This window comes from Candidatus Aeolococcus gillhamiae, from assembly GCF_016464765.1.
Taxonomy (GTDB): Bacteria; Chloroflexota; Dormibacteria; order Aeolococcales; family Aeolococcaceae; genus Aeolococcus; species Aeolococcus gillhamiae.
Genome location: NZ_JAEKNS010000026.1, coordinates 1 through 20,499 on the forward strand (window position 1 = coordinate 1; position 20,499 = coordinate 20,499).

At 69.2% G+C, this 20,499-nt stretch carries 21 protein-coding genes and 1 tRNA gene; 5 read left to right on the forward strand and 17 right to left on the reverse strand.

All coding sequences use genetic code 11. The features are described 5' to 3' along the window. Nucleotides 1-2,201: heterodisulfide reductase-related iron-sulfur binding cluster (locus JF886_RS01770; RefSeq protein ID WP_337308999.1), on the reverse strand; the 2,201-nt coding region annotated here is incomplete at its 3' end. A 4-nt stretch (nucleotides 2,202-2,205) separates the two neighbouring features. Then, nucleotides 2,206-2,982: an enoyl-CoA hydratase/isomerase family protein gene (locus tag JF886_RS01775; RefSeq protein WP_337309001.1), complete on the reverse strand. Its 777-nt coding sequence runs from the start codon at nucleotides 2,980-2,982 to the stop codon at nucleotides 2,206-2,208. Between the two features lie 86 nt (nucleotides 2,983-3,068). On the opposite strand from JF886_RS01775, the gene JF886_RS01780 reads away from it, so the two are divergent. Continuing rightward, nucleotides 3,069-3,647, forward strand: coding sequence for a hypothetical protein (locus JF886_RS01780; protein WP_337309003.1), 579 nt, complete (start codon nucleotides 3,069-3,071; stop codon nucleotides 3,645-3,647). Nucleotides 3,648-3,678: 31 nt separating this feature from the next. Here JF886_RS01780 and JF886_RS01785 read toward each other — a convergent pair whose 3' ends face one another. The 9 genes from JF886_RS01785 to pdxS all read right to left on the reverse strand — a co-directional run bounded on the left by JF886_RS01785 (nucleotide 3,679) and on the right by pdxS (nucleotide 10,608). Further along, nucleotides 3,679-4,242: a hypothetical protein gene (locus JF886_RS01785; protein ID WP_337309004.1), complete on the reverse strand. Its 564-nt coding sequence runs from the start codon at nucleotides 4,240-4,242 to the stop codon at nucleotides 3,679-3,681. Nucleotides 4,243-4,315: 73 nt separating this feature from the next. Beyond that, nucleotides 4,316-4,465 carry a hypothetical protein gene (locus JF886_RS01790; protein ID WP_337309006.1) on the reverse strand — a complete coding sequence of 50 codons (150 nt, stop codon included), beginning with the start codon at nucleotides 4,463-4,465 and terminating at the stop codon, nucleotides 4,316-4,318. 41 nt (nucleotides 4,466-4,506) lie between these two features. Next, on the reverse strand, nucleotides 4,507-5,226 hold the full coding sequence (locus JF886_RS01795; RefSeq protein WP_337309008.1) for a DUF554 domain-containing protein: 720 nt from the start codon (nucleotides 5,224-5,226) through the stop codon (nucleotides 4,507-4,509). 35 nt (nucleotides 5,227-5,261) lie between these two features. Next, a complete protein-coding gene (locus tag JF886_RS01800) occupies nucleotides 5,262-5,591 on the reverse strand; it encodes a cyclic-di-AMP receptor (RefSeq protein WP_337309010.1) in 330 nt (109 codons plus the stop codon). After that, the gene (tmk, locus tag JF886_RS01805) at nucleotides 5,588-6,253 is read right to left on the reverse strand and encodes a dTMP kinase (RefSeq protein WP_337309012.1); all 666 of its coding nucleotides are present in this window, start codon (nucleotides 6,251-6,253) and stop codon (nucleotides 5,588-5,590) included. The genes JF886_RS01800 and tmk overlap by 4 nt, the downstream gene beginning before the upstream one ends. 6 nt (nucleotides 6,254-6,259) lie before the next feature. After that, entirely contained in the window at nucleotides 6,260-7,900 is a 1,641-nt protein-coding gene (locus tag JF886_RS01810; RefSeq protein WP_502711381.1) for an AAA ATPase domain-containing protein, read from the reverse strand. Between the two features lie 11 nt (nucleotides 7,901-7,911). Then, complete coding sequence (locus JF886_RS01815) at nucleotides 7,912-8,982, reverse strand: GNAT family N-acetyltransferase (RefSeq protein WP_337309016.1); 1,071 nt, start codon at nucleotides 8,980-8,982, stop codon at nucleotides 7,912-7,914. Further along, nucleotides 8,979-9,584: a pyridoxal 5'-phosphate synthase glutaminase subunit PdxT gene (gene pdxT / locus JF886_RS01820; RefSeq protein ID WP_337309035.1), complete on the reverse strand. Its 606-nt coding sequence runs from the start codon at nucleotides 9,582-9,584 to the stop codon at nucleotides 8,979-8,981. The genes JF886_RS01815 and pdxT overlap by 4 nt, the downstream gene beginning before the upstream one ends. A 103-nt stretch (nucleotides 9,585-9,687) precedes the next feature. Next, a complete protein-coding gene (gene pdxS / locus JF886_RS01825) occupies nucleotides 9,688-10,608 on the reverse strand; it encodes a pyridoxal 5'-phosphate synthase lyase subunit PdxS (protein WP_337309037.1) in 921 nt (306 codons plus the stop codon). A gap of 149 nt (nucleotides 10,609-10,757) precedes the next feature. Between pdxS and JF886_RS01830 the strand changes: the two genes are divergently transcribed. Further along, entirely contained in the window at nucleotides 10,758-12,176 is a 1,419-nt protein-coding gene (locus tag JF886_RS01830) for a hypothetical protein (RefSeq protein WP_337309018.1), read from the forward strand. Between the two features lie 6 nt (nucleotides 12,177-12,182). Here the strand turns inward: JF886_RS01830 and JF886_RS01835 are convergent, their stop codons facing one another. The 4 genes from JF886_RS01835 to JF886_RS01850 form a co-directional block, all read right to left on the reverse strand. Beyond that, nucleotides 12,183-12,965, reverse strand: a complete 783-nt coding sequence (locus JF886_RS01835) for a polyprenol monophosphomannose synthase (protein WP_337309020.1) — start codon at nucleotides 12,963-12,965, stop codon at nucleotides 12,183-12,185. Further along, a complete protein-coding gene (locus tag JF886_RS01840; protein WP_337309021.1) occupies nucleotides 12,965-14,689 on the reverse strand; it encodes a hypothetical protein in 1,725 nt (574 codons plus the stop codon). Before JF886_RS01840 ends, JF886_RS01835 begins: the two co-directional genes overlap by 1 nt. A gap of 101 nt (nucleotides 14,690-14,790) precedes the next feature. Continuing rightward, on the reverse strand, nucleotides 14,791-15,270 hold the full coding sequence (locus tag JF886_RS01845; protein ID WP_337309023.1) for an SRPBCC family protein: 480 nt from the start codon (nucleotides 15,268-15,270) through the stop codon (nucleotides 14,791-14,793). A gap of 21 nt (nucleotides 15,271-15,291) precedes the next feature. After that, complete coding sequence (locus tag JF886_RS01850) at nucleotides 15,292-16,299, reverse strand: lysophospholipid acyltransferase family protein (RefSeq protein WP_337309025.1); 1,008 nt, start codon at nucleotides 16,297-16,299, stop codon at nucleotides 15,292-15,294. An 82-nt stretch (nucleotides 16,300-16,381) separates the two neighbouring features. Here JF886_RS01850 and JF886_RS01855 point away from each other — a divergent pair. Next, nucleotides 16,382-16,459 (forward strand) — tRNA-Pro (locus JF886_RS01855). 1,165 nt (nucleotides 16,460-17,624) lie between these two features. On the opposite strand, the gene JF886_RS01860 is transcribed toward JF886_RS01855, so the two are convergent. Next, entirely contained in the window at nucleotides 17,625-17,756 is a 132-nt protein-coding gene (locus JF886_RS01860) for a hypothetical protein (RefSeq protein WP_337309027.1), read from the reverse strand. A gap of 322 nt (nucleotides 17,757-18,078) precedes the next feature. Here JF886_RS01860 and JF886_RS01865 point away from each other — a divergent pair, with 322 nt between their 5' ends. Together JF886_RS01865 and JF886_RS01870 are read left to right on the forward strand one after the other, a co-directional pair. Then, the gene (locus JF886_RS01865; protein WP_337309029.1) at nucleotides 18,079-18,264 is read left to right on the forward strand and encodes a hypothetical protein; all 186 of its coding nucleotides are present in this window, start codon (nucleotides 18,079-18,081) and stop codon (nucleotides 18,262-18,264) included. A gap of 6 nt (nucleotides 18,265-18,270) precedes the next feature. Next, nucleotides 18,271-18,900 (forward strand): sortase, encoded by a 630-nt coding sequence (locus JF886_RS01870; protein ID WP_337309031.1) that lies wholly within the window; start codon nucleotides 18,271-18,273, stop codon nucleotides 18,898-18,900. Between the two features lie 137 nt (nucleotides 18,901-19,037). Here JF886_RS01870 and JF886_RS01875 read toward each other — a convergent pair. After that, nucleotides 19,038-20,499 (reverse strand): (Fe-S)-binding protein (locus tag JF886_RS01875; RefSeq protein WP_337309033.1); only part of this gene is annotated, 1,462 nt, incomplete at its 5' end.

The window sequence follows — 20,499 nt, forward strand, 5'->3', positions numbered from 1 at the left end:
GCCGCATCGTCGCCGGCGCCACCTGCAAGCGAGCGGGCCACGTAGACGGCGACGTCGTCCACGGCGAGTCGATCGCCCAGCTGTTTGCTGGCGATGCCCTCGTCGAACATGGACAGGCAGAACGGGCATGCAGTGGCCACCTTGGTGGCCTCGGTGGCGGCGGCCTGCTCGACGCGCTCGTGGTTGACCCGGGGCTGGTCCTCCTCCATCCACATGCGGCCCCCTCCGGCGCCGCAGCACATCCCCTCGTTGCGGTTGCGCGCCATCTCTACGACCTTGAGGCCGGGGATCTGCTCGAGGATGTCTCGCGGCGGGGCGAAGATGTCGTTCCAGCGGCCCAGGTAGCACGAATCGTGGTAGGTGATCGTCTCGTCCTGCCGCTTGGACTCGTCGAGCATGATGCGCCCTTCCTTCAGCAGACGCTCGATCATCTGCGTGTGGTGCACCACCTCGTAGTCACCGCCGAATGCCGAGTACTCGTTGGCGAAGGTGTTGTAGTCGTGTGGACACGACGTGACGATCTTGCGCACGTTGTACTTGCGCAACACCGCGACATTGTCCTTGGCGCGCTCCTGGAAGAGGTACTCGTTGCCGATGCGGCGCGCGGGGTCGCCGTTGCACTTCTCCTCGGTGCCGAGGATGGCGAAATCCACGTCACCGGCCTGGAGGATCTTCACCAGCGCGGTGGCGATGGTCTTGGCGCGGTCGTCGAACGACGCGGCGCAGCCCACCCAGTAGAGGTATTCGGCGTCGGGCTTGTCAGCGGCGAACTTGACGCCGAGGTCCTTGGCCCAGTCGGCGCGCGTCTGGTGGGAGAGGCCATACGGGTTGAACACGTTCTCGATGCCACGCAGCGCGGTCTCGGCCTGCTTGGGCATCCGCGACTCGTCGAGGACGAGGTGACGGCGCATCTCGATGATCTTGGGCACGTGCTCGATGAGCACCGGGCACTGATCCATGCACGCGCCGCAGGTGGTGCACGCCCAGAGGGTGTCGTCGGCGATGGTGCCCCCGAACAGCGGACGCTCGCCGCCGTTGGCCTCCGCCGCCGCGGCGACCTTGTCGGGCGCGATCCAGGACGGCTGGAAGTGCCCGGGCAGGTCGTGCAGGGCGCCGGGGTGGTGATCGCCTGTGGCCCACATCACCGCGCCGTCCGGCGCCGGCGTGCCGTCGGGATTGGCGCCCTGCGCGACGTAGGCGTCGTGCGTGGTGGCGCCGTAGCCGCCGGCGAGGTTCTCGTAGAGGTGATCTCGCAGATCGGTGATCAGCGTCTTCGGTGAGAGCACCTTGCCGGTGTTGTACGCGGGGCAGTGCGTCTGGCAGCGGCCGCACTCGGTACACGTGTAGAGGTCGAGCATGTCTTTCCAGCTGAAATGCTCGAGCGTGACCGGGCCGAAGTGCTGGTCGGTCTCGTCCTCGGCGTTCATCACGGCCTCGATGTCGAGCAACGGCAGCCGGCCCTTCGGCTTGGTGGACTTGAAGACGACGTTGGGGGCGGCGCTGACGATATGGAGGTGCTTGCTGTAGCCGAGGTACACGAGGAAGCCGAAGACGAGCACGAGGTGGGCCCAGAAGAAGAGCCCGTGCAAGCCGACGAGCACGTTGCTGTTGGCGCCGAGCGGCGTGAAGAGCCGCGACACCGCGCTCGCGAACGGGCGGTCGGCGGCCATCGCCTGCGCCGGTTTGCCCTGCGCGATCAGCGTCGCGTAGTTCAGGGTCATGAAGATGAGCAGGGTGCCGATCCAGCCGAGGATCAGCACGGCGTCGGCGCGGTGGCTGCCGCGGAAACGGGTGGGATTGACAATCAGACGGTTGATGAGCGCGAGCCCGACGCCGGCCAGGACGGCGACGCAGAAGATGTCCTGCGCGAAGGCGATGACGAAGGCGGCCGGGACGTCGTTGAACCGAAAGCCCTGCCAGAGTGCTTCGACGATCGCCTGGGCGATGGCGGTGAGCAGGACCAGGAATCCCCAGAAGATGAGCGCGTGGAGGATGCCGGCGTAGGGCCAGCGCAGCAGCCGGCCCTGGGCGATGACGTACACAAAGAAGGCCTTGACGCGCTCACCGACGCTGTCGAAGCGTGGATCGGGACGGCGGCTGCGCAGCATCGCCTTGATGAGCAGGCGCCAGCGCAGGCCGGTCGCGACGGTTGCCGTGCCCGCCAGCAGGACCAGGGCGATGGGGCTGACGATCGCGGTCACGGGCTTAGCGGCCCGTCCACGTCGGCGGTCGCTTCTCGAGAAACGCCGTGATGCCCTCGGCCGCGTCCGCGGAGGTGAAGAGCCCGACGAACTCGCGGCGCTCCGCCTCGAGCCCCTCTGCGAGCGGACGGTCGAGGCCCTCAGCGACAGCGCGCTTGGTGGCCGCCAGCGCCAGCGGGGCCTGGGCGGCGTAGCGTCCAGCGACCTCACGCGCGGTGTCGAGCAGCACATCGGGCTCGACGACGCGGGAGACCAGGCCGAGCTCGAGCGCCCGCGCCGCGTCGATGGGATCGCCCGTGAGCAGCAGCTCCATGGCCGCGGTTCGGCCGATGAGCCGCGGCAGCCGTTGCGTGCCCCCCCAGCCGGGGATTATCCCGAGCTTGATCTCGGGCTGGCCGAAGCGCGCGGTGGTGGACGCGATGCGCACGTCGCAGGCCAGGGTGAGCTCGCAGCCGCCGCCAAAGGCGATGCCGTTGACGGCCGCGACGATCGGCAACCGCGAGCGCTCCATGGCCAGGGTGAACTCAGCGCCGGCGGCGATGTTGTCGCCGCCTGCCGATCCGAACTCGCTGATGTCGGCGCCGGCGGCGAAGAACTTGGGCCCGGCGCCGGTGAGGATGAGCGCACGACAGCCGGGGTCGGCCTCCGCCTCGGTGATCGCCTGGGTGATCCCGCTGATGACGGCGCGGCTGATCGCGTTGGCCGGCGGGTGGTCGATGGTGACGACGACCAGGGCACCGTCGCGGTCGACACGCACGACGTCGTTCAGGACCGTGGACACTCGCGTACGCCCTCCTCACGATGACTGCCTCGCGCAACGGTAGCGCGCCGGACACACGGCACGGGTCCGGCGCCATCATGAGCGCGGTGACCGAGCTGCCCCCGCTTCCCGACCTGCCAGCGCCGTTCGAGCAGGAGTCCCTCACCGCCCTCGACGACGGCGCGCTCGACGACCTGGCCGGCGCGCTGGCGACCGTCGAACGCGCGACGGTGACGGCGATGGCCCCGCACCAGGCTCAGCTCCGCGAGCTGCGCGCTCGGTCCGGCCAGATCGCCACCGAACGGCGCCGCCGCGAGCGCGCTACGCACATCGCCGCGCGCGCTGCAGTGCGTGAGCAGGCCAAGAGCGGCGAGATGCCCAGCTTCTCCGACGCGCTGGGCACCACCGACCTCCTTCCCGACGATCGCCCGCTGGCCGAGGTGGCTGCCTTCTTGAAGAGCGGCGGTGAGGTGCGCTTCGGGTACGCAACCCGGCCCGGGTCGGTGGCCTTCACGGATGGCCGCCAGGCGCGCACCGCGCGCACCTGGGGTGAGGCACGTCGGCTCTTCGCGGACGGCTGGGAGCCCGGGTCGCCGGGCGTCCCCGGGGTACGCGTTCACCTTGTGGGCACGCGGGTGGAGCGGGTCGTCGACGCCGCCGAGGTCGTGGTGCGACCCGGGGAATAACCGGCGCTCCCTCCCCAGCGGCCGCCCTCACTCAGCCGTCCTTGCAGGTCCAGCCCAGCACGCCGCTCTCGGTCCTGCCGCTGGCCATGTCGAGCCAGTTGGTCATGGTGAAGGTGCCCGAACCGTTGCCCTGCGTCCTGAGCACCACGCCGGTTAGCTTGGCCGTCGAGTCGCGCGGCGCCTCGTACTGCACGGTCGGACCTTGGGGTGGGCCGACCAGCAGGTCGACCGGCAGAAGCGTCGAGGTGGTGTACGTGCCCGGCCCGTTGTAGGGCAAGATGTCCAGCGTCAGCCGGTAGCGTGTGCCGTTCTGGGTGTTGCCCTGAATGTCGATGAGCATCTCCGAGCCGGCGACGAACTGGCCACAGCGCTCCAGTTGACCACCGCGGCCCTGCACCGCGGTGGGGGGAAGCTGCTCAGCGATCGGGTCCGGCCCGGACATAGTGAGCCGGTAGCTGAGCGTCGACCCGGCACCGCTCGGTGTCGAGGTGGCGGGGTTGGTGCTGGGATGCACCGGCTCCGGCTGGTTGGCCGACCCGCAGGCGCTGATGCTCGCCAGCGCAGCCAGCATCGCGACGGCGGCGACGTGAGCCATCCCACTCCTCCGTGCCCGGCGAGTGCCCGAGCGTACGTCACCGACGCCTGCGTTCGCCGGCCGGACGATGCAATCAGGCAGCGCCCCGGGCCACCGCGGTGAGGTGTTGCCAGAACGCCTGCGCCGCGGGCGTCTGCAGACCGTGACGCCGCGCCGCCGCGAACCGCTGGTACTTCCCTCTGCTCGGAGCGGTAGTGGTGGCAACGGTCGCCTGGGCGCTCACACGGCCCAGCCGGAGGCTGTCGCCCGCATCCGGTTGAGGCGTCAGATGGGGATGTGCCAGCCGCGTGCCGCCAGCGCGACCAGCGGCGCGATCACCAGCGCGGGCAGCATGTCGGGCACCCGCAGGCGGCGGATGTTGAGCAGGCCGAGAGCGATGGCGATGAGCATGAAACCGCCGGCGCCGAGCGCCGCGGTGGTGAGCACGGGGTCGAGCACACCGCGACTGAAGTACGCCGCCGCGGTGAGCGACCCCTGAACCACGAGCACGGTGACGGCGCTGAGCAGGACGCCGGCGCCGAGGCTGGCGCCGAAGATCAGCGCCGCTACGCCGTCGAGCGCTGACTTGATGCCCAGCAACAGGATGTCGCCGCGCGCGCCATCCTCGAACGACCCAAGGATGGTCAGCGGACCGACGCAGAAGAGCAGGCTGGTGGTGACCAGGGCGTGGGCCATGCGCCCGTCGGGGGCCGCCCGCCCGATGCGTGCCTCGATCGCAGCCCCCAGGCGCTGCAGCCGGCCGTCGAGGTCAAGCGCACTGCCGACGGCGGTGCCGACGAGGAGCGCGAGCAACACCAACGCCAGGTCCGGCGCCGGGGAGCCGTTGAACGCCGGGCTGAGCGCCGTGCGGAAGCCGTAGACCATGGTGAAGAGCCCCAGCACCGCGATCAGGCTCTCGCGGACCCGCGCGGGGATGCGGTCACCGGCGCGTATGCCGATGGCGCCGCCGGTGAGCACCGTCGCGGTGTTGAGCAGGGTGCCCATGCCGGGGATCAGCGACCGTTCTCCTTGCAGGCCGGCTAGAGCTTCTCGACCCGGTCCAGCGGCAGCACGAAGACGGCGGCGCCGCCCACTTCGACGTCCAGGGGCGGCGCGATCACCGGGGCGAGACCGCCGGAGAGCGGCTGGGCAGCCTCGAGCATCTCGACCCGACGCTTGGCGCGGCGGCGGAGGATGTCGAGCACCTGCTCCACCTGCTCGTCGTCGACGGCGGTCATGAACGTGCAGTTGTCGCTGTCGAGGAAACCGCCCTGGGTGGCAAAACGCGTGCACACGAACCCGGCGGCGGTGAGCGCATCGGCGCAGCTCTCGACGTCCTTGGACTGCACCACCGCGAAGATGAGCTTCACCGCAGCACCGCCGGACGGGGGGCGGTGCGCACGCTGCGCAGCCGCTCCTGGACGAGGCGCATCACGTCCTGCGACACCGCCACCGCTGGCCGGCTCGCGTCGACACGCGCGATCCGTTCGGGCTGCTCGGCGGCGAGCCGGTCGAAGGTGGCGTGCACGCGGGCGTGGAAATCGTCGGGCGCACCCTCGATGCGATCGAGCGGCAGCTGCTCGGCGTGCTGGCGCTGCGCGGCGACGCTGTGGTCGAGGTCGAGGTAGAGGGTGAGATCCGGCCAGATGTCGTCGCAGCAGTCGCGATGTAAGCGGAGCAGAGCCTGCTCGTCGACGCCGCGGCCACCGCCCTGGTAGGCGAGCGTCGAGTCGACGAAACGATCGGCGACGACCACCGTGCCGTGCTCCAGGGCGGGGAGGATCACCTCGGCGAGCAGCTGCACGCGCCCCGCGTTGAAGAGCAGCGCCTCGGTCCATGGCTGCAGGGACGCGGCGAGCTGGTGCTGGAGGACGGCTCCTGTGACCATCGCGCCGAGCGGCGTGTCGTTGGGGCGTACGGTGATGACGTCGTATCCGTCGGCCCCCAGTGCGGCGCCAAGCGCGGCCACCTGGGTGCTCTTACCAGCCCCGTCGAGACCCTCGAACGAGACGAAGAATCCGGCACGTGCCACAGTTCGTCACTCCTCGGCGCCGAGTATGACGAGACGGCGGTTGGGCTCGTTGCCGGTGCTGCGGGCGCTCATGTCGTGGCGCTCGACGAGCTGATGCTGGAGACGGCGCACGTACGAGTTCTGGGGTGCCAGCTCGACGTCCGACGTCGTCTGCCGCGCCCGCTCGACCGCCTCGAGCGCCTCCTCGAGGGCGGTCTCCGTGGGGTCGACCTCCTCCACGCCGTACACACGCGCCAGGGCGCCCTTGATCTGCGCCACCGTGTTGCTGCGCAGCACCTGGATGGGGATGCCCGTGGCCTCAGCGGACCGCACCGGCGAATCCTTGCGGCGGTAGTAGTTCTTGAGCGTCAGCACCATGTCGGCGTCGTCGACGTTGTGCTGGATGCGCACCGGCACCTGGAGCTCACGCACCGATTGCTCGAGGTACGTGCGCGAGACGCCGTAAGGAAAGACGGCGAGCGGCTGCAACGCGCGACCGCCAGGGTGGGGCACACCGGCTCCCTCCCACGAGGTGTCGCGCGCACGCTGCTGCATGTACTCCTCGACGTCGAAGCCGCGCCGGTGGCGCTCGCGGCTGCGCCGGCGGCCAGCGCCGGCGAACGGACTGGGCTCGAACGCCGCCGGGGGCGGAGCGCTGGTGTCGATGCGGCTGACGATCTCACCGTCCTCGCCGCGAAGGCGCAGCTGCGGCGGCTTCATCCGTCCGCGCAGCGCCTCGTCGACGGTTTCGTCGAGCGGCATGTGCACGACGACGCGGTCGCGCTCCTGGATCTCGATGAGCACATCGAAGGTGGGCGGCGCTTTGCGTTCGAGCACGCTCTTCTGGGTGCCACGCCGGCGAGCCTCCTCGTCGCTCAGGGTCACGGTCTGGATGCCGCCGAGCAGGTCGTTGAGGGTGGGGTTGACCAGCAGGTTGTCGAGGTTGGAGCCGTGCGCTGTGCCGACGAGCTGCACGCCGCGTTCGGCGATGGTGCGCGCCGCCATCGCCTCCAGCGCGGTACCGATCTCGTCGATGACGATCACCTGGGGCATGTGGTTCTCGACCGCCTCGATCATCACCGCGTGCTGCTCCGGAGGGGTGCGCACCTGCATCCGGCGCGACCGGCCGATACCGGCGTGCGGGATGTCGCCGTCACCACCGATCTCGTTGCTGGTGTCGACGATGACCACGCGCTTGCTGCACTCGTCGCTGAGTACGCGTGCGCATTCGCGGAGCATGGTGGTCTTGCCGATTCCCGGCGGCCCCAGCAGGAGGATCGACTGGCCGTTGACGACGATGTCCTTGATGATGTCGATGGTCCCGGTCACCGCGCGGCCCACCCGGCAGGTGAGGCCGACGACCGTGCCGGCGCGGTTGCGGATGGCGCTGATGCGGTGCAGAGTGCGCTCGATGCCGGCGCGGTTGTCATCGCCGAAGTCGCCGACGCGCTCGGTGACGTACTCGAGGTCGTGGTGGGTCACCTGGACGGCGTCGAGGATGACCTCGCCGTCGGTGAACCGAGCCTCGGGTTCACGTCCCAGGTCGAGCACGATCTCGAGGAGATCGCCACGTTCCTGGGACAGACGCTGCGCGGCGACGGCGACGCGCGGCGGAAGCGCTTCGATGAGGACGTTGAGCTCCTCCTGCCATGACGAACCGTAGGGCATCATCTGGGCGACTATCTCTCTCTCCTCTCTGGTGGACGCAACACTGTCAGCGACGGCGCGGCGGCGTGGGAGCTGGCCACACCGGCGTGAGCGAGCACCTGCTTGCTCTGCTTGGCGACGGCACGGATGCGCACCTTGATGCCGAGGTCGCGGACCAGCAGCAGCTGGGTGCCGTAGACCGCGAAGCCGCGGTTCTGCAATGAACGGATCAGCTCGGAGTCGTAGTGGCGAAGCACGCACGACATCGGCTGCGGCGGAAGCTCGGCGAGGATGGCGTCGAGGAAGCCTTCGCGGATGGCCGGGTCGTGCGCCTCGCACATGATCGAGAGGATGCTCGGCCGCCCCGCACCGGCGGGCCGGACCGCCGCCCAACCGACCACCCCGGGATGCTCGGCGACGAAGTGCTTCACCTCGTCACGGCCGATGCGGGCCACGCTGCCCTGCGCGAACGAGGCCTGCCACGTCTTCAGCGACGGCGCCTCGAAGCCGGCGATGTGACTTGGCGTGACCCGGCGGTAGAGCAGATGGATGGCGGCGGCGTCCTCGCGCCGCGCGGGGCGGATGGGCAGGGCCTGCGCGTCGCCCCGCGTGATCTGCTCGGGGTTGTCATGGAAGAGGATCTGCTCGGTGGCGAACTGGGTGAAGCCGTGCTCGAGAAAGACGCCGACCAGCGCGTGGCCGAGCGGCAGACGCACATGGAAGCGGTGCACACCCTGTTCGAGACCGTGGTTGCAGAGATGGGTGAGCAGCCGCTCGCGCGCGAAATGACCGGCGGCGCTCTGGGCCACGCAGAGGTTGACGATCTGCCAGACGGACGGCCGCGTCGACGTGCTCTGCGCCTGGATGAAGCCGACCACACCCTCAGCGTCATCCTCGGCGACGAAAAGGACTCCGCCCGTGTCGCTGAGCGGCACCAGCGAGGAGAGCGTCTTGCTGAGCGCGTACCAGAGGCGCAGCAGCGTCGCCTCAGGAACGGGGCTGTCAGGGTGAGGCCCGGGACCGCTCTCGTCGGCGGCGAGCGCGTCGCGGTAGAGCTGCTCAACGCGGGCGAGGTCGCGGAACGACGCGGAGCGCACGTTCATGCGGCGTTCTCGTTGCGAGCGGCGTCGACTTGCTCGAGGAAGAGCCGGTGGATGCGGTCGTCGCCGGTCATCTCGGGATGGAATGTGAGGCCGATGTTCGCACCCTGGCGCACCGCAACCGGTTCGTCGCGCAGCCGCGCGAGCACCTTGACATCGGCGCCCACCTCCTCGATGCGCGGGGCACGGATGAACACGCCGCGGAACAGGAGGTCACCGAGCCCTTCGAAGCGCACGTCGGCCTCGAAGGAGTCCACCTGGCTGCCCCAGCCGTTGCGTCGCACGGCGATGTCGAGCGTGCCGGTGGCGACCTGGTCAGGACGGCCGTCGACGATGGAGCGGCTGAGCAGGATGAGCCCGGCGCACGTGGTCAGCGTCGGCAGGCCGCCGGCGAGGCGGCGGCGCAACGTGTCCTCGAGCGCGAAGGCGCGGAGCAGCTTTCCCATGGTCGTCGACTCGCCGCCCGGCACCGCCAGCGCGTCGACCGACTCGATCTCGGCGGCGAGTCGGACGGGCACGGCGTCAACGCCACAGCGGCGGAAGGCGGCCAGGTGTTCGCGAACGTCGCCCTGAAGGGCAAGGACACCGACAGTGGTGATCGTCAGCTTTCCCAGCGGACGTGGCAGCCCCGCTCGCCGCGAGGCCCGAACAGCGTCATGAGCACGAGATGAGTGTACCCCGTCAGCCCGTCGACCACCGCCGCCCCGGCTACCAGCCCCGGGTGGAGAGGAGCTCCTCGCGCGGCATGGCGGCGACGTCAAGACCGCGCATAGCCGGTCCCAGCCCGGCGCTCACCTCGGCGATCACCTCGGGCTTGTCGAAGTACGTGGTGGCGGCCACGATCGCCTTTGCGTAGTTGAGTGGGTCCTCGCTCTTGAAGATGCCGCTGCCCACGAAGTTGCCCTCGGCACCGAGCTGCATCATCAGCGCGGCGTCGGCGGGGGTGGCAATGCCACCGGCCGAGAAGTTGACGACCGGAAGCCGGCCGGTCTCGGCGATCTCCACGACCAGCTCGTAGGGCGCCTGGAGCCGCTTGGCCTCGGCCATGAGCTCGTCGCGGCGGAGGCCCTGGAGGCGTCGGATGCCCCCGCGGACGGCGCGCATGTGCCGCACCGCCTCGACGACGTTGCCTGTGCCCGCCTCGCCCTTGGTGCGGATCATCGCGGCGCCCTCACCAATGCGGCGCAGCGCCTCACCGAGGTCGCGCGCGCCGCACACAAAGGGGATCGTGAACGCCCACTTGTCGATGTGGTGCTCCTCATCCGCGGGGGTGAGCACCTCGGACTCGTCGACGTAGTCGATGCCCAGTGCCTCAAGCACCTGCGCCTCGACGAAGTGGCCGATGCGCGCCTTGGCCATGACCGGGATGGTCACCGACTGCTTGATCTCGCTGACCAGGCTGACCGCGCTCATCCGGGCCACACCGCCGTCGCGGCGGATGTCGGACGGGACGCGCTCCAGCGCCATGACGGCGACCGCGCCCGCCGCCTCCGCGACGCGTGCCTGCTCGGCCGTGACCACGTCCATGATCACGCCGCCCTTGAGCATCTCCGCGAGCCCGCGCTTGACGCGCAGGCCGCCGGTCTGATGGCCGTTGGCCTCGCTCCGTCCGCTCCCGTTCTTGGCCACAGGTGTCTCCTCATTCACGTCGTGGGGTCATTCTCGCAGACCTCCGACGTCGGGATGCCCGCCGCGCCGCCGAGACAACGAGAAGAAGGCGAAGCCGACTTGCGACATCACTGTGCGCGCGTCCCGCCGATCGATCGCATGATCTGTGCGTGAAGCGGGCATCGAGAATCGCTGCGACGCTGCGCGCCCTCAACCGTGCGGAACTGGCCGTGATCGGCTTCTGCGCGCTGGGCGCGGGCAACGTCTGGATCCGGGTCGGCGGGGGGAACGTGGTGACCGCGCCGAGCCCCGGGGCGTTCATCCTCGGGTTTGCGCTGGTGGTGGCGGCGGCCGGGCTCTGCTACCTGGCGTCGGGACGGCCCGCGGCGATGCCGGGTGCGCTCGTCTGCACGGTGGCCATCGCGGTGCAGACACTCGGCCAGCCGGTGGTGTTGCCGCCGGCTGCGGCCATGTACCTGACCGGGCTCGCGCTTGCCGCCGTCCCGCTGCTGCGCTCCCCGCGCCAAGCCTGGCTGCTTCTCGGCGCCTGCGCCCTGGCGGTGACCCTCACCGTCACGCACGCCTGGACCTGGGGATACGCGCCCATCGACGTCTTCGACGAGGTGCAGGGGTCCACCCAGGCGTTCCTGCACGGGCAGAACCCCTACGCGCCCGTCTACCCCATCCTGCTCGACAGCTACGGTGCGCACCAGCTGTACGGGTCCGGCTCGCTGAACTACGGACCGATGGTGATCATCCTGAGCATTCCGGCGCGGCTCATCGGCGACGTGCGCCTCACCGTGGTCGCGCTCAACGTCGCCATCCTCGCCGCCGTCGTGGTGTGGACACGGCGAGCGGCGGGCAGCCATAGGCACAGCGCCACCATCGCCGCGGTGTGGCTGGCCTCGCCGTTCCTCCCATTCATGATCCTCACCGAGTGGACCGACACGTTCTGTGTCGCCGGCATGGCCTGGTGGCTGGTGTTGCGTGACCGCCACCGCAACTGGGCCATCGCGGCGCTCACCGTCGGCCTGGCCTGCAAGCCCACCATGCTGGCGGTGATGGTGCCGCTGGCCTTCTGGAACGGCGCGGTGCGCAGCGAGCTGCTCCGCGCCGCCGTGGCGACGGTGGCGATCGTGGCTCCGTTCGCGATCTGGACCGGGGTCCCGCAGTTCGTTTACGACACGGTCGGCATCTACGGCGACCTTCCCGGCCGCCATGACGCCGCCAACCTCAACGGTCTGCTGCACGTCTTCGGCAGTGCGCCGATCCCGGCCACGGTGCTGCTGGTGGGTGTGGTCTTGGCGGTTGTCCTCTTCACGCTGCGCCGCTGTCGTGACTACGGCGACCTGCTGGTGGCCGGCGCGGGCCTGCTCATCGTCGCCTGCATCTTCGCCAAGCAGGCGTTCCTCAACTACTACTTCAGCGCGGCCATCGCCCTGCTGTTCGTGGCCGGCGCGCCGGGCATTGTTCCCCGGGGCGGCCTGGCCTGGCCGGCACCGTTGCGTCGAGTGCTCGGCTCACGCCTGCCGCGTGTGCCGGGTGCGCGCCACCGCCCGACCGCGGAAGCGAGGGCTGCGGCGGACTGACTCCGCCTAGGTGGGGCGGGCGTCGGCAAGGGGGCGCACGTCCGCGAGGGGACGCAGGCTGGTGGTGCGCAGCGCCGGGACGCGCAGGAGTGCTTCCGCGACGATCCGTCCGGACATCTTGCTGGCGCCGGTGATGCGCTCGGTGAAGACGATGGGAACCTCGACGATGCGAAAGCCGCGCAGCGTGGCGCGGTAGTTGAGCTCGATATTGAAGGCGTACCCAGAGCTGCCGATGGTGTCGATCTCCAACGCCGCCAGCGCCGACGCGCGGATGCACTTGAAGCCCGCGGTGGCGTCGCGCAGGTCGACGCCCAGCACCAGCCGGACATAGGCCGAGCCGCCGCGGCTCAGCACGCGGCGCCGCAGCGGCCAGCCGCGCGTGCTCCCCCCCGCGGTCCAGCGCGAGCCAAGCGCCACGTCCGCCCGGGCGTCGTGGGTCGCGGCAAGGAGACGGGGCAGATCCGCCGGGTCGTGCGAGTGGTCCGCGTCCATGGTGACCAGGTAGTCGAACCCGCGCTTCATCCCGGTGGTGAGTCCGGCGATGTAGGCCGGCCCCAAACCGCCCTTGGATGCGCGGTGCAGCACGCGGACCCGGGGGTCGGCGGCAGCGAGCTCGTCGGCGAGCGGCCCCGTGCCGTCCGGAGAGTCGTCGTCGACGACGAGGAGATGGAACTGTTCGCCCTGCGCCAGGATCCGCGGGGCCAACGTGGCCAGGTTCTCGCGCTCGTTGTAGGTGGGGACGACGACGAGCACGGCAGCGGCGGCGTGGACGGTGTTCTGCCGCGCCATCACGGCACCGTGACCCACTGCGAGGTGCTGACCGAGCCGGGATTGCTGGCCAGCGCGTCGACCAGGTACACCGTCCCGAGGTCGAACCTGGTGCGCGAGTCGGTGCTCACCAGGGTGTAGGTGGCGGAGGCGTGTGGCCCGAGCACTGCCGGCCCCTGCGTGCGCCAGGCCGGGTTCATCCACCCGGCTGACGTGACCAGGAAGATCGGCTTCACCGGCTTGTCGGTGATGTTGTCCGCCGCCACGGTGATGGTGGGTACGGGGCTGCCGGGGTCACCCGAGCCGCGCTGTGCGGTGATGGTGAGGTGCAATGGCGCCGGGCTGACCAGGAAGGCCACCGTTGCCGCCGCCGCCGCCGCTGCTCCGGCGCCGGCAAGCCCGAGGCCAGCCCACCGGAACAGGTGCTGGCCTCGGAACGGGGTGCGCCGGCTGTACGGCACGTTGGCGGCGTGCACCAGCACGAGGATGGCGAGGTAGATGAAGTAGTTGAACAGGGAGCGGGCCGACAGCAGCAGTGGCACGGCCGCCATCAAAGGAAGCAGGCGCGCGCTGCGCGGATAGAACGCGATGAATGCCCCGAGGCTGGCGAGAATGGCGGCGACCCCCGCGACGCCAAGGTAGGAGACGTGTCCACCGGCGATGTGGAGGTACACCGGGAGCATGGCGATGCCCTGCCCGAACGGCACGATCGGCTGCAGCAGTGGCAACAGCGTGCCGTGGGCCCAGGCACCGGGGTCCATGACGATGAATGGACCGTTCACGACCAGGAATGCGCCGAGCGCGATCGTCGAGTACGTCGCCGCGGTGCGCCAGGGATTGCGTCCGCGGCGTGCCGACTCGATCGTCAACGCGGCGACGAGGAAGGGCGCGATCAGCCACGGCGTTGGCTTGACGCTGCAGGCCAGCCCAAGACAGACGGGACCCAGCCAGCGCATGAGTCGTGACCCGCCGCTGTCGAGAAAACGGTCCCAGCGATGAAGGGCAAGCAGCAGGAAGGGCAGATAGAGGACGTCGGTGACGCCACCATCGATGAAGCTGAGGTAAAAGGGGAAGCTGGCGATCAGCGGGACCACGGGGCGCAGCCGTTCATCGAGCAGGCGCCAGAGCAGAAACATGAGCAGGATCCACGCCAAGCCGTCGGCGACCAGCGCGAATGGCGAGCCGAGCCCGAGCAACGCTCCGAAGGGGATATAGAGAAGGAATGACAGCGCGGGGTAGCTCGTCGAGTGAATCGTGCCGCCGTCCAGCAGTGGTGTGGCGACATCGGGCGGCAGGTTGAACCGGCTGAGCTCCTTGGTGAGGTCGGTCGCGTACGGATTGTGTCCGGAGAGAAGCACAGCCGCCGATGCCTGGCCTGTGGTGATCTCGTCGGTCTGGTACACGTGCTCCGATGACCGGACGGACAGCCACATGCCGGTGACGATCAGCGTGAAAACCAGCACGCGGAGGTCGAGCCGGCGCCAGCTCGCAACCGAACGGTTGGTGACGCTCAGACCGACCACTGTCAAACCGCCGACCAGCGACACAGCGGTCATCGCGGGGCCGAGCGGCGAGGTGCCGGTGTCGATCCACCACAACATCGACCAGCCCATCAACGCAAGGCCGGTGAAGAGGCGTACCGCCTGGGCGAGATCCAGCGGCGGGCGCGGCGCCTGAATGTCGTGCTGGCTCGAGGAGGGCTCGTCCGGTGCGGCAACGCGCGGAGTCGGGGCCGCGATGCTCACATGGGCATTATCCCGAGGGTTCGGCGACCTGCCTGACCCCACCCGGTAGCGGAGTGGTGCTGGGCCAGTAACGGCGACTCGCCGTGCCCGGGTCGTCCGGATCAGGCCTTGCGACGCGCTTTGGCCGAGGCCGTGGGCTTCTTGGAGGCCTTCTCGACCTGCGAGCGGAGATTGCGCACGGACTGCTCGATGTTGCCGCGCACGATCGGATCGGCAGCGCGCGAGACCATCCGTCCGGCGATCCCGCCTGGCAGTTCGTAATCCATGTCGAAGGTTGCCTCCGTTCCCTCCGCCGACGCCTTGAACGACCACTTGCCGGTCTGCTTGAAACCCTCGGTCGACTTCCAGCCGATGGCGCGGTTCTCCGTCCAGGTGGTGATGTCGACGACCGACGACAGCGTCATCGGGCCCGCCTTCATCGCCACCGCGAACTTCGCGCCCTTGCCGTGGGTCTTCGAACCGACGGGGGCCCACTTGGTGAGGTCCTTCATGTACTTGGTGGTGTTGCGATGGTCGTCGACGTAAGCAAACACGGCCTCGACCGGCGCCGCGATCTGCTCACTTGTGGTGATGTGTCCCATCTGTCTCTCCTTCCCCTCGCGTCAGCCGAGCACCGGAAGTCTGCGCTCTTCGGCGAGGCCGTCGAGGATGCTCTGCATGCGCTGCTCGACGTAGTGGTAGCAGGCCCAGAGAACCTCGGGATCGCGGGCGTCGAGCTTCCCGAACTGTGCGTGGAAATCGATCGGCTCCCCCACCTCGACGGTGATCTTGGCCGGCAGCGGCAGGTGGAGAAGGTAGTTGCCCGGCGAGATGCCCCACGGCAAGCAGAACATGATCGGCAGAGCCTTGAGGCGAAATCTCTCGAGCCCGAGCACGCGCGCCAGCTTCTTGCCGTCGCTGGCCACGAACACGGTCTCGTGTCCGCCGATGCTGACCACCGGCTGGATGGGCACGCGCTCCTGCAGGGCAAGGCGCACGAATCCCGTGCGGTTGGCCAGGTGGATGCGATTGCGCTCCGACCAGGTGCGGAAGACGTCCTCGTCGCCACCGGGATACACGAGCACGGACGCGCCCTTTCGCAATGCCGCACGCGCGTAGTCAGGATGCGCCGGCAGCGTGCCCGACTTGCGCAGCATCGTGCCCATGATGGGCAGGCCCATCACGATGTTGTGAGCCAGAGCGTAGCTCGGTCGGGACAGGCCGAAATGGCGCAGGAAGTTGACCATGAAGACCCATGTGTCAGGCGTGGCCATGCCGCCGCTGTGGTTGCCGACCAGGAGCACCGGTCCCTTCGCGGGGATGCGCTCGATGTGGCGCACCTCGCCACGGAAGTAGTAATCGGCGACGTAGTTCAGCCAGCGGAGGTTGCGCTCCATGTACTCGGGGTCGCGCTCGTCGAGTGACCCCTTCCGGCCGCGCTCGATGACGCCTTGCACGGTTCCATCGAGGGTGTCGATGATCTCTCGCAGCGGGCTCGGCGGGCCGGCCGACGACGCACGGCGCCGACGGCGTGTGGGGGTGGCGGCAAGCGCGAGAAGTTCGTCGCCGGCAACGCGCGAGACGCGTGGCTTTTTGGCTGCTCCCGAGGGCGCTGACACGCGGCGGCTCATGACTGTTGTCCCTGCATGGACTGGACATTGTAGGTCTGCGGCCGAAGAGCGCCGGAGAGGGCGGTGGTACACTCCGGCGCCTCGGGAAGTAGCTCAGCCAGGTTAGAGTGCACGGTTCGGGACCGTGAGGTCGGGAGTTCGAATCTCCCCTTCCCGACCAACCTCGAGGTTTCGAGGAAAGCGCCCACGTTATGAGCGCGGCTTGATCGCAAACGTGACAGCAATGTGCCTTCAGTTGCTTCTCTCAAGCACCAGGGCGACCGAAGCGATGCATCTCCGATCGGACGGCCGAAAGCCGCGGAGGACGCGCCCTTACGCGTGCTTCTGGCGGGTCGCGTCGTGACGAGCGATCGCCAGGCGTTCCATACGGTCGGCCTCCGCCTGCCGATACGGAGTCGGCGTCGCAGCGTTGGAAGTGCGCGCCTTGCACGACGGGGCATCGACAGGATGCGGCCCGCCGCACGCAGCGCAGTTGATCAGGTAGCCCACTTTTCCCCCTCCGGCTAGTCCAAGGGGAACTCTAGCGCAACCCACCAAAAGCGTCAAACTCTTCGTTCCGTCGGGGGTCGCCTCGCATCGGAGCCGGGCGCTCAGGGGCTGGGTCATCGTCACAGGGACGGTCTTGTTAGGTAGCGCGGCCGCGACGACGCGCTCGCGTCGCGCCCGTACAGTCGGAAGGAACGAGCGGTCACGTTGCCCGCAGTGAGGTCGCCACCCGGCTCGTAGCAATTCAAGGATGCCCCCATGAAACGCAGTCCTGCCGACGATGCCCCTGCCCCGGGAGTTGCGTGGGAGAGGGCCCCGGGCGACAGTCGCCGCCTGCTGTGGCTCTTCGGGGACGGAGAGGAGGACCACGAAACAGATCTCAAAGGAACCGTCGCCGCGCCGCGCGCGGTCAGATGGTTGCTCAAGCGACTGGAGCACCCTGCCACGCGGTCCTAGGCAGGGCATGAGCGGTCGCGTAGAGGTCGGCCAACCGGGCGAATCGCGCCACTCGCTTGCATACGAAGTACGCGACAGGTACAGTCCGTTCCGGGCGGATGTTCCGTAAGGGACGCCGGGGGGCGGAGAAGCGCGCCTCGACCGTCATGAGGAGGGATATCCATGGCGGGCACAACCAGCAGTAGGCTTCGACGCGGCTTGGCCGCGGTGGTCCTGGGGGGCGCAATCGCAGTCGGGGCGGGGATGGTTCTCGGATCTCAGCACGCCGCGGCTCAGGGGATTCCGACCAAGACATGCACCGGGCCTGGCCCTGGTGGCGCGGCCCAGCCGGGACAGCAAGACTTTTGCATCGTCTCCATTTTTGGGGCGCTAGCTCAGGGGGATCAGTTCACCGTCGCGCCGTCGGCACCGGAAAACGCCGTCGTTTCCGGGTGCGTGGGCACAACCGTCACCTCGCCCTTCGCGTACTCGACGAGCGCCCTCATTAGCAACAACGCCTGCACCTGGACGGTCACGACCGGCCCCGCCGTCGGGAACAACGTTTTGGGCGTAGAAACGCTGTCCATACCGCATGGCACAAAGGCCGGAACCTCGGTGACCCAGAACGCAATTCAGTGCCCGGTCTTTCCCCCAATCGTTGGGAAACCGACGTGTGGCCCGGCAGCCCCTATGGGGGTCAGCGGGCCGGGGTCCTGTGTGGGTGCCGCCGCGCTTCCCGTGGTCGGCGGATGTGCGCCCGCGCTCCCGATCCCTTCGGCCACGCCTAAGCCATCCCCCAGCCCGACGCCTAGTGGCGGCGGCGGTGGAGGGGGCGGCGGTGGCGGTGGTGTGGGTGGCGTGACCCCCACGCCCGCGCCCACACCGACCGGCGCGGTCCAGGCAGCCGCCACCAAGACACCGTTCACCGGCGGCCCGGAGCACCCGTTCCCGGTGGCTGCCACCCTGCTGACAGGCGCCGGCCTACTGCTGGCCGTTCTCGCTGGAGTCGGTCCCGCGCTGCTACGGCGTCGCCTGCGCCGGTAACGTTCCATGGCTGACGAGGGGCGCCCGGAGATCGAGTGGCGCTTCGGCCCCGGGTCGAAGCGCGCACCCGCCTGGGTGAGGTGGACACGGCGCGTGGTCGCGCTCGGAGGCCTGGCCGCGGCCGTGGTCGGGATCGTTTTCGCGATCCAGTTCATGCACACGCCGGCGCTGCTCCTCGATCAGCCCTCGGACCCCATCAACGCGTACGCCGCTTCCCACTCGGCGTCCCCGTCGCCACCCGACGTGCCCCGGACAGGTCTGTGGATCGAGGTGGCCTCCCTCGGCATCGCCCTTCCGATCCGGGACGGCGACGGATCGGACACCATTCCCGACTGGGTGGCGCTCCACTACCCGGGCACGGCCGATCCAGGTAATGGGGGCAACAGCTACCTGTACGCCCACGGCCTGCGCGGCATGTTCGGCACGCTTCTCTACGCGAAGACGAACCAGGAGGTCGTGCTTCACAACTACACGACCGGGGTGCTGCGAACTCTGCACATCTCGCGCGTGGTCGGGCGGACCGCGTGGAACGACACCTCGTGGATCACCGAGTTCTCGCCTGTCCCGTTGCTGACCCTGCAGACGTGCGTCGGGGCGGACATCCATTCCGATCGCTGGATCGTCCAGGCCGCCTAGAGGGCCGCCCGCGAACGACCCCGCGCTATGGTCGAGCCGACGGCTTACGACGCGGTGGTGGTGGTGGCGTCAGGGCGCGAGGTGGCGATCACCAGCCGTGGGAAAGTGCGGCTTTTTTGTGCCGCCGGTGTCGTGGGTCAGGCCGAGCCGGCCGACGCCGCTGCACGGATCAGCTCGATGGGATGTCGTGCCACCCGCCCCGTGCCGTGGTGAATCTGCTGCCGGCACGAGATGCCCGTGGCCGCGAGCACCGTCGCTGCATCCTCGGCCTCAACCGCGGGGAACAGGCGCATTCCGCCGATCTGCATCGAGAGGTCGTAGTGCTCCGCCTCGAACCCGAACGACCCGGCCATGCCGCAACAACCAGCATCCACCTCCACGACGGTGGCACCGGGGATCCGCGACAGCATCTGCACGGTTGCGGCGGTGCCGACCAGCGCCTTCTGGTGGCAGTGTCCGTGGAAGAGGATTCGCTGACCTGCAATGGGCGCCTGGGGATCCAGCCGGAGGTGACCCCCATCGATGGCCTCGACCAGCAGGTCATCGACCATGCGCACCTGGCTGGCGACGACACCGGCATCGGCGTTGCCCGGCTGCAGAGCCACGTGCTCCTCCGTGAGCGTGAGGATGCACGACGGCTCGACGCCGACGATGGGCACTCCCTGTCGGGCGCGATCCGCCAGCCGCGCCGTCAGTGCCCGCGCGTTGCGGGCGGCGGCGTCGAGGCGGCCTTTCGAGATCGCCGCCCGACCGCAGCAGAGGTCGCCGATCAGCTCCACTCTCCACCCGGCCATCTCCAGCAATTCGATCGCGGCGATGCCGATGCCGGGCTCGGTGAAGGTCGTGAACGAATCGGCGAGGAACACGACCGTCCCGCGCGCCGCCGGGACGCTGCGTGGGCGTTGTCCGAACCAGCGCACCAAGGTGCGCCGGTGGAACCGTGGCAGCGCCCTGCGCCGCGTGATCCCGAGCCGCCGCTCCATTAGCGCCCGGATTGGCGGAAGCGCCGTGACCCAGTTGGACAGCGGTGCCGATGCCGATCCAAGCCGGTTGAGGGTCCGAGCCGCAGCGAAGAATCGCGTGCGCGCCGGCACTCCGTGGGTGCGCTGGTACTGGTGCAGGAACTCGCTCTTCATCGACGCCATGTCGACTCCAAGGGGACACTCGCTCTTGCATGCCTTGCACTCGAGACAGAGATCGAGGATGTCATGGAGCCGCTCATCTCCCAACGCGGTGCGCGGGTCCGGCTGCGAGAGCGCCATGACCAGGGCATTGGCGCGGCCACGAGTGCTGTGCTCCTCCTCGCGCGTGGCCATGTACGACGGGCACATGACCCCGGTGGAACCCTTCCGACAGACGCCGATGTTCATGCAGCGGTCAGCCGCGCCACGCATGCCACCTGCGCTTGCAAAGGACAGTTTGGTGATCAGCTGCCGAAGAGGCGGCAGCGCGGGGTCACGGAGGTTCTCGGTCATCCGCGGCGAGTCGACGATCTTGCCCGGGTTCAGGCGATTGTCGGGGTCGAAGATCCGCTTCACCTCGCGCATCGCCTCGTACAGCTCGTCGCCGAAGATGTGCCGGTTGAACTCGCTGCGCGCC